17 protein-coding genes are annotated in these 17,126 nt (G+C 52.6%); 9 read left to right on the top strand and 8 right to left on the bottom strand.

Annotation, left to right across the window (positions count from 1 at the left end; genetic code table 11):
* Positions 1 to 41 precede the first annotated feature (41 nt).
* Complete coding sequence (locus GRF59_RS20630; protein WP_160499593.1) at positions 42 to 341, bottom strand: MGMT family protein; 300 nt, start codon at positions 339 to 341, stop codon at positions 42 to 44.
* Between the two features lie 271 nt (positions 342 to 612).
* On the opposite strand from GRF59_RS20630, the gene GRF59_RS20625 reads away from it, so the two are divergent.
* Positions 613 to 2,211 carry an ATP-binding protein gene (locus GRF59_RS20625; RefSeq protein WP_160499592.1) on the top strand — a complete coding sequence of 533 codons (1,599 nt, stop codon included), beginning with the start codon at positions 613 to 615 and terminating at the stop codon, positions 2,209 to 2,211.
* Positions 2,212 to 2,420: 209 nt separating this feature from the next.
* Here the strand turns inward: GRF59_RS20625 and GRF59_RS20620 are convergent, their stop codons facing one another.
* The 5 genes from GRF59_RS20620 to GRF59_RS20600 all read right to left on the bottom strand — a co-directional run bounded on the left by GRF59_RS20620 (position 2,421) and on the right by GRF59_RS20600 (position 7,211).
* Entirely contained in the window at positions 2,421 to 2,984 is a 564-nt protein-coding gene (locus tag GRF59_RS20620; RefSeq protein WP_160499591.1) for an ABC transporter permease, read from the bottom strand.
* A gap of 7 nt (positions 2,985 to 2,991) precedes the next feature.
* On the bottom strand, positions 2,992 to 4,365 hold the full coding sequence (locus tag GRF59_RS20615) for an ABC transporter permease (protein ID WP_160499590.1): 1,374 nt from the start codon (positions 4,363 to 4,365) through the stop codon (positions 2,992 to 2,994).
* Positions 4,343 to 5,233 carry an ABC transporter ATP-binding protein gene (locus GRF59_RS20610; RefSeq protein ID WP_160499589.1) on the bottom strand — a complete coding sequence of 297 codons (891 nt, stop codon included), beginning with the start codon at positions 5,231 to 5,233 and terminating at the stop codon, positions 4,343 to 4,345. The genes GRF59_RS20615 and GRF59_RS20610 overlap by 23 nt, the downstream gene beginning before the upstream one ends.
* A gap of 83 nt (positions 5,234 to 5,316) precedes the next feature.
* Positions 5,317 to 6,549, bottom strand: coding sequence for a sensor histidine kinase (locus GRF59_RS20605; RefSeq protein WP_160499588.1), 1,233 nt, complete (start codon positions 6,547 to 6,549; stop codon positions 5,317 to 5,319).
* Positions 6,537 to 7,211 (bottom strand): response regulator transcription factor, encoded by a 675-nt coding sequence (locus tag GRF59_RS20600; RefSeq protein ID WP_160499587.1) that lies wholly within the window; start codon positions 7,209 to 7,211, stop codon positions 6,537 to 6,539. The genes GRF59_RS20605 and GRF59_RS20600 overlap by 13 nt, the downstream gene beginning before the upstream one ends.
* A 182-nt stretch (positions 7,212 to 7,393) precedes the next feature.
* Between GRF59_RS20600 and GRF59_RS20595 the strand changes: the two genes are divergently transcribed.
* The gene (locus GRF59_RS20595) at positions 7,394 to 7,696 is read left to right on the top strand and encodes a hypothetical protein (RefSeq protein WP_160499586.1); all 303 of its coding nucleotides are present in this window, start codon (positions 7,394 to 7,396) and stop codon (positions 7,694 to 7,696) included.
* 25 nt (positions 7,697 to 7,721) lie between these two features.
* Positions 7,722 to 8,021 carry a hypothetical protein gene (locus tag GRF59_RS20590; RefSeq protein ID WP_160499585.1) on the top strand — a complete coding sequence of 100 codons (300 nt, stop codon included), beginning with the start codon at positions 7,722 to 7,724 and terminating at the stop codon, positions 8,019 to 8,021.
* Between the two features lie 18 nt (positions 8,022 to 8,039).
* Here the strand turns inward: GRF59_RS20590 and GRF59_RS20585 are convergent, their stop codons facing one another.
* A complete protein-coding gene (locus GRF59_RS20585; RefSeq protein WP_160499584.1) occupies positions 8,040 to 8,849 on the bottom strand; it encodes an AraC family transcriptional regulator in 810 nt (269 codons plus the stop codon).
* Positions 8,850 to 9,038: 189 nt separating this feature from the next.
* Here GRF59_RS20585 and GRF59_RS20580 point away from each other — a divergent pair, with 189 nt between their 5' ends.
* The 3 genes from GRF59_RS20580 to GRF59_RS20570 all read left to right on the top strand — a co-directional run bounded on the left by GRF59_RS20580 (position 9,039) and on the right by GRF59_RS20570 (position 10,486).
* Positions 9,039 to 9,494, top strand: a complete 456-nt coding sequence (locus GRF59_RS20580; RefSeq protein ID WP_160499583.1) for an SRPBCC family protein — start codon at positions 9,039 to 9,041, stop codon at positions 9,492 to 9,494.
* Positions 9,495 to 9,728: 234 nt separating this feature from the next.
* Positions 9,729 to 10,157: a DUF4257 domain-containing protein gene (locus GRF59_RS20575; protein WP_160499582.1), complete on the top strand. Its 429-nt coding sequence runs from the start codon at positions 9,729 to 9,731 to the stop codon at positions 10,155 to 10,157.
* Entirely contained in the window at positions 10,154 to 10,486 is a 333-nt protein-coding gene (locus GRF59_RS20570) for a hypothetical protein (protein ID WP_160499581.1), read from the top strand. The genes GRF59_RS20575 and GRF59_RS20570 overlap by 4 nt, the downstream gene beginning before the upstream one ends.
* Before the next feature lie 36 nt (positions 10,487 to 10,522).
* Here GRF59_RS20570 and GRF59_RS20565 read toward each other — a convergent pair whose 3' ends face one another.
* Positions 10,523 to 11,356 (bottom strand): AraC family transcriptional regulator, encoded by an 834-nt coding sequence (locus GRF59_RS20565; RefSeq protein WP_160499580.1) that lies wholly within the window; start codon positions 11,354 to 11,356, stop codon positions 10,523 to 10,525.
* A gap of 194 nt (positions 11,357 to 11,550) precedes the next feature.
* Here GRF59_RS20565 and melA point away from each other — a divergent pair, with 194 nt between their 5' ends.
* The 3 genes from melA to GRF59_RS20550 all read left to right on the top strand — a co-directional run bounded on the left by melA (position 11,551) and on the right by GRF59_RS20550 (position 16,910).
* Entirely contained in the window at positions 11,551 to 12,849 is a 1,299-nt protein-coding gene (gene melA / locus GRF59_RS20560) for an alpha-glucosidase/alpha-galactosidase (RefSeq protein ID WP_160499579.1), read from the top strand.
* A gap of 227 nt (positions 12,850 to 13,076) precedes the next feature.
* Positions 13,077 to 14,366: a cupin domain-containing protein gene (locus GRF59_RS20555; RefSeq protein ID WP_160499578.1), complete on the top strand. Its 1,290-nt coding sequence runs from the start codon at positions 13,077 to 13,079 to the stop codon at positions 14,364 to 14,366.
* Between the two features lie 51 nt (positions 14,367 to 14,417).
* Complete coding sequence (locus GRF59_RS20550) at positions 14,418 to 16,910, top strand: glycoside hydrolase family 95 protein (RefSeq protein WP_160499577.1); 2,493 nt, start codon at positions 14,418 to 14,420, stop codon at positions 16,908 to 16,910.
* Positions 16,911 to 17,126: the final 216 nt, after the last annotated feature.

Below are 17,126 nucleotides of genomic sequence, written 5' to 3'. Positions count from 1 at the left end.
TTTACATCCAAAATGTAATCTATTCATTTCTATGTTGTATCCTATGCTCCATAAAGGGATAGATCAATTCGTCCATCCCAGCTGACGGCGACCCCTTCGTCTTCAAGAAGTGCTTGCTGAAGGAAGCGGGATTCATCGTCACGAAGGGCAATTTCACCTTTGGCATTCACGACCCGGTGCCAGGGAAGCTGGTATTTGCCACTCATGGAGTGAAGAATCCTGACCACCTGCCTTGCGGCACGAGGGCTTCCGGCAGCCGCAGCAATACCGCCGTAGGTCATGACTTTGCCGGCGGGAATGGCTTTGATTTGTTCAATGACTAACATGGTAAATGGCTGCATGGCTTCTCCTTTAGATCCAGGGACCAAGGATTCCCTGGGCAGTCTCTGTTTTTGATATCAACAGTGTATCATGGAAGCCCCTCGAAGCGTTATTTCACCCTTGCAAAACGTTATAGTGAAGGAATAGCCATAGGGTGGTATTATAGGGGGGACTCCTCTTTTGCAACATTACGCACAGCATCGTTCATAGCAACGACAGAACCGGCTTGAGTCCGTTGGATTCAAATAGCTTCACAAGAAATAAGTAAAGAAGAAAAATGAGGTATGCAGTATGGGAGGATCTTTACATAGAGTAGATACGGCAGAAGCAATAGCGTTGTCCAAACAGTATTGCAGGCAAACGGGTATTCATGCGGATGAGCTCCCCACGTTTATCCGGCGGAACAGTCATGCTGAGTTGGCGGTGAAGCTGATAAAGTATAGGGAGTACATCGAAGTCATCCACTTTTTTATCAGCAAGTTCCTATCCTCCATTTCGGGCAGCCCGATTACGATAGCCGTGACCGATGATCAGGGCTATGTTTTGGAATTTGCGGGCGATCCGACGATTATCAAGACGGTTAGGCATCTGGGCATTGAGGAAGGTATTCAATTCAATAAGGATGCTGGCACCAACTCAATTGATCTCTGCCTGACGTACCAGCAGCCTTTTCAGCTGGTCGGCGAAGATCATTACCACACCATTCTGCATGGCCTTGCCTGCTATACGGCGGAATTTCACAGTGATAAAGGCGAGGTTCTGGGAACCATTTCACTGATGACGAATATCCATTTTGCCCATCCGCACTTGCTTGCTTTGCTATGTACGATGGCAGATTCCGTGGAGCGGGAGCTGCTGCTCCGGAGGCAGAACACCCAGCTTCAGATCCTGAACCGATTCCTGTTGGATACGAATTTTTACGGAGTCATCATTACGGATGGTACAGGCAGTATATTGGAAATGAACGAACGCTGCCGCTCCATGCTGCAGTTGGACGATCAAGCCATATTTGAAGAAACCTCTGTATTAAGTATCGGATTGATCAGCAACTATTTCCAACGGGCAATCGAGCGGTATGAGGAATGTATTGGTATGGAACTGTGTGTGAATCTGCAAGACGGAAATCATCACTATATGCTTGATGTGCTACCGGTATATGATAATGGCAATTCTATTATCCGTGTGGTGGGGACTCTACGTGATATTACCGAAATGAAGAGGACGGAAGAAATGTTGCGGAATACCGAGAAATTGGTGTTTGCCGGGCAGATTGCGGTAGGGATCGCGCATGAAATTCGTAATCCGTTGACGACGGTAAAGGGAATGTTGCAATTATCAGGAAAGGGTACTCATCTACGGCATTACGATCTGATTATGTCGGAGCTTGAACGGATGAACCTGATTGTCAGTGAATTTCTGATTCTGGGCAAGCCGCAGGTTGTCCAATTCAGGGAGGAGCGCTGCATGCCTATTCTGGAGGAAGTGCTGAATCTGTTTGAAATCCAGGCGGCATTGAGCTGTATTACGTTAAATTGCACGATGAACGCCGATCATATGATCCGATGCGACCGCAATCAAATTAAACAGGTATTTATGAATATTCTGAAAAATGCCGTGGAAGCTCTTCCTTTTGGCGGCTCCGTCCAAATCGAGCTCGATGACGAAGCGGGTTATCAGCTCATCCGTTTCACCGATGACGGAATAGGTATGACCGAGGAGGTGCTGGGGCGGATCGGGGAGCCCTTTCATACTACGAAAGCCGATGGCAACGGTCTTGGCATGATGATCGTAAAAAAGATTATCGAGGCTCATGCAGGCCGTCTGGTCATCACGAGCAGAGTAAACGAAGGAACGACCGTGGATATTTATCTACCCATCAGCAAGACTTGAAAGAGAATAGAAATACAACAATAAGGCTTCCAAAGGGTTCAGCAGACCTTTGGAAGCCTCTTGATTTTGCCGGTTAATACACTAGAGCCACCCCTGAGTCGGTTAAATGCATGAATAACTCTGCCGAACCGGACGGGTCTTGGGTTCGCAAATACTGGTGTTATGCGACCTGACCATAGGGCGGAGATTCATAAAACAAGCATTGTCTGTTAGCGGCGACGCTGGATTTCCTTAAACGCCAGGGTCAGAACAATGAGGATCACTCCACCTGCGAACAGCCAGTATTTCTCGTCAAAGCTTCCATTCCCAAGAGAAAATAGGTAAAAGTACTGTACATACTTGCTGCCTGTAAACATATTGGTCAGGTAATAGGCGAGCGGTACCATATATCCGATAGCCAACTGATTGCAGAGACCATAGGCGGCAAAGCCGATACTCCCGAGGAAAAAGGCGCTTGCAAAGGTCCCAAAAATATAGCGGGCGGCGGGAAAATGGCTGTCCATCGCTTGCATCACCGTAACCATCCCCCAAACCATAACCACTATTGTAAGCGAAGCGAGCAGCAGTCGGATGTATTGCACTCCGGTTTGCGGTGTGGCCTTGGAATCCATCAGGTCGCGGATGTCCCGGTTCTGCTCAGGCAGGAACAGCGGTGTCATCAGAATGATCCCGGTTAATGCGGTAAACTTCTCCAGCACAACCGCAGAAGCAGCAGGATCCAAGTGGCTGATGCCGGAGAGAAGCGGAATAATCAGGAGCCAGGCTGCAGCCATGAAGGCATTATTCAACCACGCGAGCTTTAGATTGAATTTTAAAAGCTGCCAGTATTTTTGTAAGCTTGCTCCGGGCATTCAACTTCCCCCTTCTTTTCAATTGGACCAAGCCCACCGTCAACAGCACCAAGATAAGAGCCAGTGCCGTATAACCCAGACGGTTCAACAGCAGCGTAATCCAGTGATCCTGATACACCTGCAAATTACCGATCGTATTGTGACGCAGGATGAGCTGAGAGCCGTAGCCCCCATCCATGATGAACCGCGCCGAATTCAGGCTGATGAACCACCACAAGCCTTGTACAACAATGGCTATCGGCGTATCCGTCAGTTCGGTCAGGAACATGCCAACGGCAGTGGAAACCATTAGCGTTGGCATAAGCCAAGCTGCGATATATTTAACGAAAGCAAGATGGTCAATGGTTATGCCGTGATCACCCGCATATCCCATGAGTTGTATTAGTGGATGAAGCGACAGGAACAGCACCGGCAGGATCATCATCGCGATCAATGCCAAATAGCGTGCGGCAACCAGAGCGGAGGATGAAATTTTACGGGTATAGATCAGATCCTGCATCCCAGCGCGGCGGTCGCGCATGATGAAGAATACCGTCACGAAGACCGGCAAGAAGGCAAGCATGATGCCCATATAATCGCTGAAGAGGCGTGCGTAAGCACCGGTGATCCGATCCTTCTGAATAAAATCGTTATACTCCGCCAGCTTCTCCGCGTACGTGATAGGCGAATGACCATAGGAATCGATCATATGCTGCAAACTGTAACTCGAGCTGCTTCCGGTCAGTTTCTCTACCCCGGCCATGACTTCTTTAAACCTGTCGTAAGTCACATGGATTGGGAAGGAAAAGGAATTTCCGCGGCCTATTTGCAGAGGCAATCCGTTCGCGGCTGCCTTCTGGGAGGCATCGCTGATGCTCTGCCGCAGTTGCTCCATCGTGGAGCCAGTGATTTCCGTGATCGCGGCGGCGATCTTTTCCTGCTCGGACGGACTCAGCTTTACGGCCTTGAAAAAGCCGAGCGGATAGCTCGCATAACGGTTGTCCGTATATTCCATATATAGCGACTGTACGGCCTCCGGCATGATTGTAGCGGGATTCTCCGCTGTCTTCTCCCCATAACTGCTCTGGCCGGGCAGCGGTTTGGCAAAAGGGCTCGCAGGAGGCGTGGCGGAGATGCCCATTGTGCTGCCTGCTGTTTGTTGATGGGATGCCGCAGTCTTTCCCGGATCGGCATCCCGGATATCATCCTGAACCTGGCTTCCCATCTGGGTCGCATAGAACAGACCGATGATCACGACGAAGAGCAGGTAAGTAATGCTTTTCAGAAGAAGCCGACATTCCTTAAGCCATAGATGAACGAACATCGCTATGTCCTCCCATCATGAGCATGTACGCATCCTCGATCGTTGGCTCGGCAGGGACTGCATTCGGATAGGGCATGCGGTCTGCGAGCAGCCTGACGGTCACTTCATTGCCGAGAGTGAGCATGGCGGTGACAGTGTATACGGCTTTAACTCGCTCCAGTTCTTGCTTGGACATGTTCACAGTATAGACTTTCCCTGCTGCCTTGGCGGTCAGTTCCTGGGCTGTGCCTGTATATTTCAGTTGTCCCTGATCGAGTACAGCGATTCGTTCGCAGGTTGCTTCAATGTCGCCGACGATATGCGTAGACAGGATCACGATCCGGTCTTCTGCGAGCTCGCTGAGCAAATTGCGAAATCGGATGCGCTCCTCGGGGTCCAGTCCTGCCGTGGGCTCGTCGACAATCAGTACCTCAGGATCATGCAAAATCGCCTGGGCGATACCCAGTCTGCGCTTCATGCCGCCGGATAACGCCTTGAATTTCATCCGGTGCCGATCCTCCAGGTTGACCTGCCGGAGCAGCTGCGGAATCCGCTCGCGGCGGATGCTGGTGGGTAGACCGGACAAAGTACCGAGGTAGTCCATGGCGCCGTAGACGGTCATGTTCGGGTACACAGCAAAATCCTGCGGAAGATAGCCGACACATCTGCGGACCTCCTTGGCTTTTTCGATGGGAATGCCGCAGACGGTGACGTCGCCGCTGTTTTTCATATGAAGGGTCGCCAGTGTTTTCATCAGCGTCGTTTTGCCGGCCCCGTTGCGGCCCAGCAGACCGAACATGCCCGTTTCGATATCGAGATTGATATCCTGCAGGGCTTGCTTGGTTCCGTAGCTTTTATTAAGATGGCGGATGTGAATTTTCGGGTTCATAACAAAACACTCTCCTCGTCAGATGGCTTTTAAGTGGCTGCTTAGCCTTTTTACTGTACAAGGAGAGTATAAGGGACAGATATCTACGTTTTATCAACTTTGGCGGAGAAGCTTGCAGTCACTCTCGCACCTTTGCCTTCCGCGTTGGAGAGCCTGAGGGAGCCGCCGTGACGCTCGCACAGAGTTTTGGCAATATTAAGACCGAGGCCGAAGTGGGATTCGCCGCCGGATGGATTTTTGGTATAAAAGGGACGTGTCGTAAGCTCCAATTCATCCCTGTTAAAACCTGGGCCGTCATCGAATATGTTCAGAACCAGCTCATCGTGCAGCTGCTCGCAGGTGATCAATACATGGCTTCGGGCATAACGGAATGCATTTGTCAGCAGATTTTCGGCCGTACGGAATACAATTTTATCGTCAAAAGAAAGCATGGACGCGGGCAGAAGGTTTCTCAGCTCATACGTCTTTCCTTCTTGCTTGGACAGCATCTCGGTCTGGGCGGCCAGTTGGCGTGCAAACTCACCTGTATGCTGCGGGAAGGCATGAACCTCCGTATGCTCCAGCTGCTGCAGCGTGTTCATAGAGTCAACGTAGGTTTCGAGTCGATGAATATGATCGGACATAAAGCTCAAGGTGGACACCAGTCTCTCCGGTTCGATCCGGCCTTCGGGCATATATTTGGTCAAGAGGTCCGTGTATCCCTTCAGCACCGTCACCGGCGTACGCAGATCATGCGCGAAGGCGGCGTTCAGCCGTTTCCGCTCCTCCATCATCCGCCACATGGCCTGCTGGCTGCTTTTCAGTTCGGATCGCATCCGTTCAAAGGAATCCACAAGCCTACCCATTTCGTCTTTTTTATCGTATTGAATGGAAAAGTCGAGATTGTTCGCGGAGATCTGGTTGGCAGCGTCATTCAGCAGCCCGATCGGTTGTTTCAGCTTCAGTTTATAAAAGAATGCCGCAGCCGCCGTCACCGAGATGACAAAAAAGAGAAGCGGGAGCAGCAGATTGAGCGCGGAGATGAGCCTTAGCACGATTGCTTCCTGCGGACTACCCGGCTGCATATAACCGATGGCAATCGTAACGGGGACAGTTCCCTTGGGTGCGTCTGGAGGCGGTTGAAGATAGTGCTGTATATTGGCGTTGGTAATCATGGTTTTGTAAAGCGGCTCATAAATTCTTTCAAGTATCTGAATCGAGATCGTGCTAAGAATAAGGGCAACCAGCAGGGATAGGATCGTCAGCACGATAAAGGACTTCCGGAGCGACATGTTTTTTAAGAGGGCAGTGAAAGACCTTCTTTTTACTTTAACCATTTGTATCCCACTCCCCAGACCGTTTCGATATAAGCGTGGTCCGAACAGCGTGCCAGCTTGGCACGAATGCGCCGGATATGCTCGGCTACGACGCTGCTGTCGCCCTCGCTGTCATACCCCCACAGCTTTTCATAGATGCGTTCCTTATCTAAAATCTGACCGGTATGCTTGGATAACAGCTCCACGATATCGAATTCCTTTTTGGCAAGGGAAATAGGGATTTCTCGATAGAAAAGGCAGCGTTCGCCATAGTCGATCACCAGATCTCCGGTAAATTTGGCAGTGGTTTTGCGGCTGCTGCGCTGTTCGCGCCTCAAATGTGCCGCCACGCGCGCGCCCAGTTCCTCAATGCTGAAGGGCTTTACGATATAATCGTCGCCGCCCACGCGGAATCCGCTTAGCTTGTCCGTTTCTTCCACGCGCGCGGTCAGAAATACAATCGGGCATGAGACATGGCTGCGGATTGCAGCACATACTTCCAGCCCATCCACATCAGGCATTTGAATATCGAGCAGAATGAGGGCGGGGTTTTGGGCTGCCTGCTTCAGCGCTTCCTCCCCGTTTGCGGCGGTCAGTACCCGGTAGCCGTTCAGTTCAAAATAATCCTTCAGAAGCGTAACAATCCCTGGCTCGTCGTCAACGATGAGAAGCGTTTCGTTCATGTGCAGCCTTCCTTTTCTTTGGGCTGGCGGAGGCAAATGGCCCCGTCAACTCCAGTATTCCACAAGTTTACATGATGATAGCAGAAGGTTATCAACTTTTTATCAACAACATACCAATATATGGTTATAAATAGTAAAATAGGAATAAAACTCATTGTCGATGAAAGGAAGTGCGTAGGGGGATGCAGGGCATACAAGCCCGGCGATACAGCTCCTGGAGCTGGTTAGCCTTAGGGATTGGAATCATTTGTTTGATATGCGTTTCAGGTCAGCTTTTTCAAATCATTCGCGGAAATTTCTATAGCGGCCTGCTCTTGGGATTGTCGTCCATGGCGGGATTTATCATGTCTACGGTAGGGCTGATGCGGAGGTCGGAAAAGAAAGCATTGCTGTGGATTGCGCTGGTGTCATCATTATCTCCAGTCTTTTATAAAATCGTTATTTTCGTTGGGTTTATGTCCGGCTCCATTCCCTTTGCTCCATAGGGCTCCGAAGGGGGATCAGATCACCATGGAATTTAAAAAGCGGTTTGAACCGCTTAGCGGGTTAGCACTGTTAACGGGTCTGCTTTGTTTTCTGTTCGTTTTTGTCATTCCGCTGCACATTCCGCCGGAGAGCTTTCCATACAGCGGGTTTGTCCTTGTGCTGCTTACCGTGGTTTCTTTTTCTATTGCGCTCGCGGGTTTGATCCGAAGACCGGAAAAGACATGGATGCTGCGGATCGCGCTCGTATTGTCCTTGTCTTTACCGATCTTTTGGCTGCTGGTGGTATTGTGGCTGATTGGCGCAGCATTCGGGCTGATCCGTTGAATTGAAGGAGAGGGCACTTTAGCTCTCCATCACGGACCGGCGGTATTCCTCCGGCGTGCTGCCGACAACGGCCTTGAAGTCTTTGATAAAATGCGGCTGATCATGATAGCCGAGTTCCGTTGCCAGATGTGCCAAATCGACAGGCAGCTTGCGGTCCATCGTTTCGGCGGCATTTTGCAGGCGATAGAGCCGGATCACCCATTTCGGGCTGATGCCGACATATTGATCGAAGAGACGCTGAAGCTTGCGGATATGCATATTGAAATGCTCACAGACCCGATCCACCTTGGAAACCTCGCGTTCGCTCGCGATATAGTTAATGATCCGGTTCACGAGCCCAACCTGCTCATCCTGCGGAGGCAGCTTGGACAGCAGGAGCTGGTCCATGGCGTCCGCCATTTCCCGTTCCGTACCAAGGGAGAGAATCGTTTCCTCCAGCTCCGGGCCGTGGAGGTCCAGGACTTCCGCCACCTCAAGCGGGTGACCGACAAGGGCTGAGACCGGCCGATTCAGGAACGGATAGAAGCCACCGGGCTTGAATTTAACGCCGAACACCATTCCTTTACCATGGATCGGATAAGAAAACTTTTGAGTGGACGGGCCATAGATCAAGGTTTTTTGCGGTTCCACGATCAGATTGACGCAGGGGTTAGGCACGACGTGTTGGAGATAAGGCTCCGCTTCCGTGCAATCCCAACTGACAATCCAGTAATGCTTGACGAAGAAACTTAATTCATCCGCGGCCGCAAGACGGGAAAGCCTGAATCTTTTTTCTCCGCCCTGCAAATTCAGGACGCCCATGCTGGGTCTCGGCAATCCGGCAGGCATAGAATCACGCTCCCAACTTTTTTAAAAGTGCTGTATAAAAGTATTATGTCAGAACTGGCGTTCTTGTCGCATTTTTACAATACATCGGATTTCATCCAAGGTATCATGAGTCTAGCATCAGTTTCCAGGTGCTAAGACAGGCCGGAAATATACTGCAAACGACAAGAATACAAAGGAGCGTGCAAACATATGAGTCAGAATCTAAAATACGAGTTTTATATCGGGGCCGAGCCCGAGAAGGTATGGGGTTTTCTGGTAGCGCCGGAGGGGACGAAAAAAACCTTTTTCAACTGCGTGCTGCAGTCGAGCTTCAAAGCTGGAGAGCCCTTTGCATACGTAGGGCCGGGGGACGACGGTGACGAAACGGTCCATGTATACGGGGATATCCTCGCGTATGAACAGGGCAAGGTACTAAGCTATCTTGAGCATCCGGGCCCGTCTTATCATGCCAACCACCAGGAGCTGACCTCCCGGGTGACATTCACGCTCGACACGGTAGGCAAATGCACGAAACTCACGCTCGTGAACGACCAATGGTCGGACAACCATCCATCTTTTCAAAATGCCGAAGGACACTGGTGGATGATCCTGAGCAATATCAAGACGGTGGCAGAAACGGGCAATATGCTGGATTTTGGCTGGTAAACCTTTGCATAATGGAAGTTCCGGCAGGAGCGGCTGCATCAGCAGCCGTTCTTTTTGCCATTCGCCTTATGTTCAAAAAGTCAGGCATCGTTAAAAAAATTCGCAAGTTGAAGCGAACCCGCGCATAAAATAGCAGAACCAAGAATGACTGCTCAAATGTCATCTCATGTTCATTTTTTGAATTCACCATTTTGCTTCAGATTACATATTAGAAAGTATAGGGGGAATCCGATCATGCATTGGACTGATTTCCTGGTGATTATAGCGTCAGGTTCATTTGGCGGCCTCCTGTCGAGTCTGTATATCCATGACGGATCCCTTATACTGCCCAAGATTATTGAGCTGGAACTCAGTGACGGGTCCAGAAGGAAAAATTATCATATCGGTTTTCTTTCGGATATCATTCTCGGGGCTGGCGCCGGCCTGATTGCGGTTCTTCCCATTGGGCTTGAGTTTCCAAAATACATCTACGTGGCGATCATCGCAGGCTTCGGGGGCGGCAGTTTCATCGCCAAACAAGCCAAGCTGACGGCGGAAGAGAAGATATCCTCGCAGGATAAGCTGCCGACGATCGTGGCGTCGAGCGTCCAGGACACGGATGCTGCAGAAGAAGTGACGTTTGAACTCGCGATTTCAGACCGCAAAGGAGAGAAACTGACATGACGCTTGGGAAGATCACGCTGACGAATGACGAAATCAATGAGTACAACAAGCTGAAGCAAATGATCAGAGAGGCTAGAACAAGAGTGGAAATTTCGTTATACACAAAACGGGCGGAGGAAATCTTGGATAAAGGCCGTTTGCGTTACGTCGACAAGTTGGAGAAAAGCAATAAACCGCAAGTGAAAGGAATACAGGACAAGAATAGGCCTAAGGATAAGAAATTGAAGCTGTCAGCCTATGCGGCAGCAAGTCATAGCCACACGTTCCCGCAGCATATCAAACGCTCTCCGATCATGACCAAATTAGTGAAAACGAATTCGGGTCGGTAAACCGTTCTGCGTTTGTTTGAAAAGAGCCGGGCATAGCTAGAGCTGTGTTTCCCGGTATTGTTTCGGGGACGAGCCCACGACCTTTTTGAACATTTTCGAAAATAGAAACGGATCATTATATCCTACGGAACGCGAGACATCGCTGACAGAAAGCTCCGGATTGCGCAGCAGATCGGTCGCTCTGCTCATGCGGTATTCCAGCAGGAAAGTCTGCAGCGATACGCCGAACTTGTCCTTGAACAGGCCCGAGAGATAGGTGCGGTCGAGGCCGACCGAACGGGCGATATCCAGCACGGTGACCTTTTGGCTGTAGCTGCTTTCAATATATTCAACGGACCTTCGGATATAACCTTCACGGGAGTGTTGGGGCTTATGGCTGCCGTCTTGCTCCGGGGAGCAGCGGATCAGATCGGCAAAAATGCGGTACAGGATGCTTTGTCTGAGCACGTCGCTGCCGCGTTCATCGCCGGCCATGTTCAGTTCCTCGTAAAAACTGCTGAACCCGCTTCCCGCAAGTTCCGTAAATATGGGGCGATCGGCGCTAATCTGTGCCCGAAGCAGCAGCGATTTAGCGTTCAGGCCCTTGAAGCCGATCCACGAATACGTCCAGGGGTCGGCTTCATCGGCGCTGTAGTGGACAAGCGTATCCGGCATCAGAATAAAGCCCTGTCCGGGCCCAAGCTTATAGATCGTTTCCGTTGTACGGAACACGCCATGCCCGCTGTGGATGTAGTGCAGGACATAAGAGTCGCGCAGACCCGGGCCCCAGGTATGCCCCGGCGCGCATTCCTCCATTCCGAAGAAGAGCAAATTCAAATCCATTTGGCCCTGCATCGCGGGCGTGGTGTAGTTGACATTGATACGTGCCATCCGATTGGTTCTCCTTCCTGCCATGGTCTATTGCTCAACATTATAACAAGTAAAACGTTGTTCATTCCAGTTGAAAGCGGATACGGATATGGGATTATGACATGTATTGCTGGGGTTGCTCCATGTTCCGCCACCTGCTCGGAAGGTATAGTTAGAAGCAAATGAAAGCGAAAGCGAATGGGAGGCTATCCGTTATGTCTAAAATTACGTTTATCGGTGCGGGAAGTACCGTTTTTGTTAAAAATGTGCTCGGCGACGTCATGTCGACGCCTGCGCTGCAAGGCTTTGAGCTCGCCTTGTTTGATATCGATCCGGAGCGCCTGCAAGATTCCGAGCGGCTCTTGAACAGCATCAAAAACACGCTGGGCAGCACCTGCGTCATCAAGGCCTACAGCGACCGCAAGGCCGCGCTGAAGGGCGCCAAGTACGTCATTAATGCCATTCAGGTGGGCGGATATGATCCATGCACCATCACCGATTTCGAAATTCCGAAGAAATACGGCCTGCGCCAGACGATTGCCGACACGCTCGGGATTGGCGGTATTTTCCGCAACCTGCGCACGATTCCGGTGATGCTCGATTTTGCAAGAGACATGCAGGAGGTATGTCCCGACGCGCAGTTCCTTAACTATACCAACCCGATGGCGGTACTCACCAATGTGATGAATACGGTGGGCGGCATCCGAACCGTTGGTCTCTGCCACAGCGTGCAGCACTGCGTATCCGAGCTGTTCAAGGCGCTGGATATGGACCAGACGGGCGTGGAATCGAAAATTGCGGGTATTAACCATATGGCCTGGCTGCTTGAAGTGAAAAAAGACGGGGTGGACCTGTACCCGGAAATCAAACGCCGCGCCGCCGAGAAGCAGAAAGAGAAGCACCATGACATGGTCCGCTTCGAATTGATGCTCCGCTTCGGGTATTACGTGACGGAATCCTCCGAGCACAATGCCGAATACCACCCGTACTTTATCAAGAAAAGCTATCCGGAGCTGATCGAAAGATACAACATCCCGCTCGACGAATATCCTCGCCGCTGCGTCAACCAGATCAACGGTTGGAAGGAAATGCGCGAGAAGATCTTTGCCAGCGAGAATATCGAACACACGCGTTCCAAGGAGTATGCATCTTACATTATGGAAGCTATGGAGACGAATGTACCGTTCAAGATCGGCGGCAACGTCATGAACACCGGGCTGATCACGAATCTGCCGAAGGAAGCCTGCGTCGAGGTGCCGTGTCTTGTAGACCGCTCCGGCATTTCGCCGACGTTCGTGGGCGATCTGCCGCCGCAGCTGGCCGCGCTGAACCGCACGAACATCAATACGCAGCTGCTGACTATCGAGGCTGCCGTGACCGGCAAAAAGGAACATATCTATCATGCTGCTATGCTCGATCCGCATACGGCTGCAGAGCTGTCCCTGGATGATATCGTGGCGCTGTGCGACGATCTGATCGAAGCGCATGGCAGCTGGCTGCCCGCGTTTAAATAAGGCAACGAATGACCGCGAACGCTGTCATAGGATGAAGCAACTTTTTTAGCTAGAGCTATAAGTGAAGCCCGGCCATGAGGCCGGGCTTTTTTGCGTTTTCATAGGCAATTTCATGCGGTACCGTAAAAAAACACAAGCGAGCGCAACCTATGCAATGGAGGTACTGACCGTCCGGTAGTAGCATGGAAGAAAGCATAAATTACGGTATGGGACAGGAGGTCAATTATATGAAAGCGCTTTTAGTTGGACTTGGTGAGGCCGGTAGCGGCTGGTACCGCAGACTGCGGAGCTTGAACGGGGATTTGGAGCTTGCCGTTTCCGATACGGATGGGAGCCGGGGTGAGCAGATTCGGGAGGACGGCATTCCTTTTTACACAGATGCGAGGGAAGCGATCGAGCGGGAGGCGCCCGACTTCGTGATCAATGTGACGCCGCGTCATGCGCATACGAATATCAATCACTTGGCCTTTGATTATAAGCTTCCGGTACTATGCGAGAAGCCGATAGCGGAGAGTTATGAGAAGGCTGTGGAGATTGTGAAGAGGGCCGAGGAGGAGCGGATTCCGTTTATGATCGCGGAAAATTACCGTACGTTCGCGCCGCTGCGCAAGCTGAAGCAGCTGATCGACGAAGGCGCGGTCGGCACGCTGCAGACGTTGGAATGCGAATTTTTCCGCAAACGCCAGCGGGTGACGCTGGAGCCGAACGATGAGCTCGAGGAAGTGATTATTCATCATTTTGACCTGGTGCGCCATTTGTCGGGACGTGAAATCGGCAAACTGTTTGCCGTTAAGCGCCATGTGTTCCATATCGTGATGGATCTGCAGGCAGGCATTCAGGCCTCCTTTCGCTGTTCGCTGCACAGCGTGGGGCATGAAACCCAGTGGCCGGGCAATTGGCGGATTGAAGGCGATCAAGGCAGCCTGACCTTTAAGGACGGGGAGATTGAGCTGACGACGCCGGCCGGCGTGCAGCGCTGGAGTGATTTCAGCGACGTGACGGTCCGGACGCCGGTCCAGGAGTTCATGAGCTCTCTGGAAGAAAAGCGGCGCGGGGAAACGGATGCGAAGGAGTATCTCAAGAATCAGGCGCTCGCCCATTACACGCGCTTATCGCTAAAGCAGGGGCAGCAGGTGGATACCTCCGCCAGCTGGGGCTATGGACCGGCGGATATCCGCAATTTCCTGCGGGCCGAGCTGAAGCCTTCCTCAAGCCACGGGGGTCAAGGACTGGTCGACAGCGCGCGGCTGTACAGCAATGCGGATTTCGAGACGCCGCTCAAATTTTTGTATTATTCGGTGCTGCCTCCGGGGACCTCGATTGGCTACCACGGGCATCGTGAAGACGAAGAGGTGTATATCATCCTGGAGGGTACCGGACTGATGACGATTAACGGGAAAGAAACGCGGGTGGGCCCTGGAGACGTGATCGTAAACAAACCTTGGTGGAAACACGGTCTTGTCAATGACGGCAACGAGCCGATCAAGGCCATCGTGTTTGAAGTGGATAAGGTTTGAATTTAGTCATAAAAAGCTGCAGCAACGGCAAGGAAAGGGGAGATTGGCGGGATGAAGCAGCAAGCAATCGGCGGATCCAATAAAGCGCCGGAGCAAGGAGCGAATCAAGAGCATCCGTATTGGAATCAGGATGGGGATTATTTAGATAACGGAAAACCAGTTATACGCGGAGCGGCCAGTCATGGACGCCCGCTGCGACTGTGGTATAACGCCCCGGCAGCAGCGTGGGAGGAGGCACTTCCCATCGGAAACGGACGTCTCGGTGCAATGGTCTACGGTTCGCTTGGGCTCGAAACGATCCGGTTGAATGAGGATTCGCTCTGGTACGGCGGTCCCGCCAGAGCGGCTAATCCCGAAGCAGGGCCTTATCTGGATGAAATCCGGAGCTTGCTGCGCGAGGGCAGGCAGGCGGAAGCGGAGCATCTGGCCCGGATGGCGCTCACAGCTTCGCCCAAATATGAGCAGCCCTATCATCCGCTTGGCGATCTGATGCTGAAGCCGCTTATGGATGCCTCCCCGGTGGAAGACTACGAGCGGGAGCTCGATCTGGAGCGCGCCGTCGTGAACGTCACGTATCATGCGCAGGGTGTGAACTACCGCAGGCAGTACTTCGTCAGCGAGCCGGACGGTGTTCTGGTCGTGCGGCTGACGGCGGACCGTTCCGGAGCCCTGACCTTCGCGGCCAATCTCATGCGCCGTCCCTTTGACAGCGGCTGCTGGCCGGGTCCGGACGGCACCATCATCATGGGCGGCGAATGCGGCGCAGATGGTATCCGCTTCAGCGCCGCTTTCCGTGCCGTCCCGGAAGGCGGCACCGTACGAATGATCGGGGATTTCCTGTCCGTGGAGGGAGCGGATGCGGTGACGATTCTGCTTGCTGCGCAGACTTCGTTCCGGGAGAAGAACCCGGAGGAGGCCTGCTTGATCCAGCTTGAACGGGCCGCTTCCACCCCCTATGACGAGCTGTTCAAACGTCATGTGAAAGAGTACCGGCAAAGATTCGACCGTTTTGAACTGACGCTTACGCCGGAAGGGGACCCCTTCGAGGAGCTGCCGACCGACCAGCGGCTGCACCGGCTGAAGGAAACGGTACGGGATTCGGGCTTGGCCGGACAAGAGATACCCGGCGACCCCGGTTTAATGGCCCTCTACGTCCAGTATGGACGCTACCTGCTGCTCTCCTGTTCACGGCCGGGCACGCTTGCGGCCAACCTGCAGGGGATCTGGAACCATAACTTTACACCACCGTGGGAATCGAAATATACGATCAACATCAATACGCAGATGAACTATTGGCCGGCGGAACCGCTTGGTCTTGAAGAATGTCATGAACCACTCTTCGACCTGATCGAGCGAATGGTACCGAACGGGCGCGTCACGGCGCAGGAAATGTACGGGTGCCGGGGATTCGTGGCTCATCACAATACGAACCTGTGGGCGGAGACCCGACCGGAGGGCATTCTCATGACCTGCACCGTATGGCCCATGGGAGCGGCGTGGCTCAGTCTCCATCTGTGGGAGCATTACCGTTACGGACTGGATGCGGAATTCCTGAAAAGCCGGGCCTTCCCGGTAATGAAAGAGGCCGCCGTCTTTCTTCTCGACTATATGACGCAGGGTGAGAACGGAGAGCTTGTGACCGGCCCTTCGGTGTCGCCGGAGAACAAGTTTGTGCTTCCGGACGGCAGCAGCGGCAGCCTGTGCATGGGGCCCTCCATGGATGCTCAGATCGCATTGACCCTGTTCGATGCCTGCCTGGACGCCGCGAAGGTAATCGGCGCGGGCTCTGAAGCCGGCCTCATCGCTGAGCTCGAGCAAGCCGTACGCCGCATTCCGAAGCCGCAAATCGGCCGCCACGGCCAGATCATGGAGTGGCAGACTGACCATGAGGAAGCCGATCCGGGACACCGCCACATTTCACAGCTGTTCGCCCTGCATCCGGGTCGGCTCATCGATGCCTTCGACACCCCGGAGCTGGCGGAAGCCGCGAGAGCGACTCTTGCGCGCAGGCTTGCCTCCGGAGGCGGGCACACCGGTTGGAGCCGCGCTTGGATCATGAATTTCTATACCCGGCTGCTGATGGGCGGTGAAGCGCACGGCCATCTGGCGAAGCTGCTGTCGCAGTCCACCTATCCGAATATGCTGGATTGTCATCCGCCATTCCAGATCGACGGCAATTTCGGCGGCGCGGCCGGTGTGGCGGAGATGCTGCTGCAGTCGCATACCGGCGAACTGAGGCTGCTGCCAGCGCTTCCGCCGCAGTGGCCATCTGGCGAAGTCCGGGGCTTGCGGGCACGGGGCGGATATACCGTAGATATAAGCTGGCGGGAAGGAGCGCTGTCCAAAGTGACGATCCATCCGCGGCAAACCGGAGACTGCCAGATTTGGTCGCCGGTGCCGCTGAATGCTGTTGGTCTTATGTCCTTGCCTGAGAAAGAAAACGTAACTCATGTGAAACCGAACAATCACGGATACCGTTACCGGGTTTCAGTGATTCAGGGAACCAGCCTCACAATAAACAACGAGGATTTCCGGAAGCGGTGAAGAGAGTAACCGATCGTAATAAAACACAGGTTCAGTCGACAAATCCCCATTTCGGCGGGTTATGAGGCAGCGGTAAGATAAATACGAAAGCGGAGTGTCTTGGAGCAGCATTCGAATATTTGAGATAACGCTTTCTTTTTCAATAAACGTGAAACTGAACCGGCCGCAAACGACAAGCGCCGCGCATTCCGGTTCATAAGCAGAAGGAGCGATGAC

This window comes from Paenibacillus dendrobii (genome assembly GCF_009807035.1).
Taxonomy (GTDB): Bacteria; Bacillota; Bacilli; order Paenibacillales; family Paenibacillaceae; genus Paenibacillus_AQ; species Paenibacillus_AQ dendrobii.
Note: the sequence above shows the minus strand (reverse complement) of the source record. Positions and strands in the feature narration are given on the sequence as shown.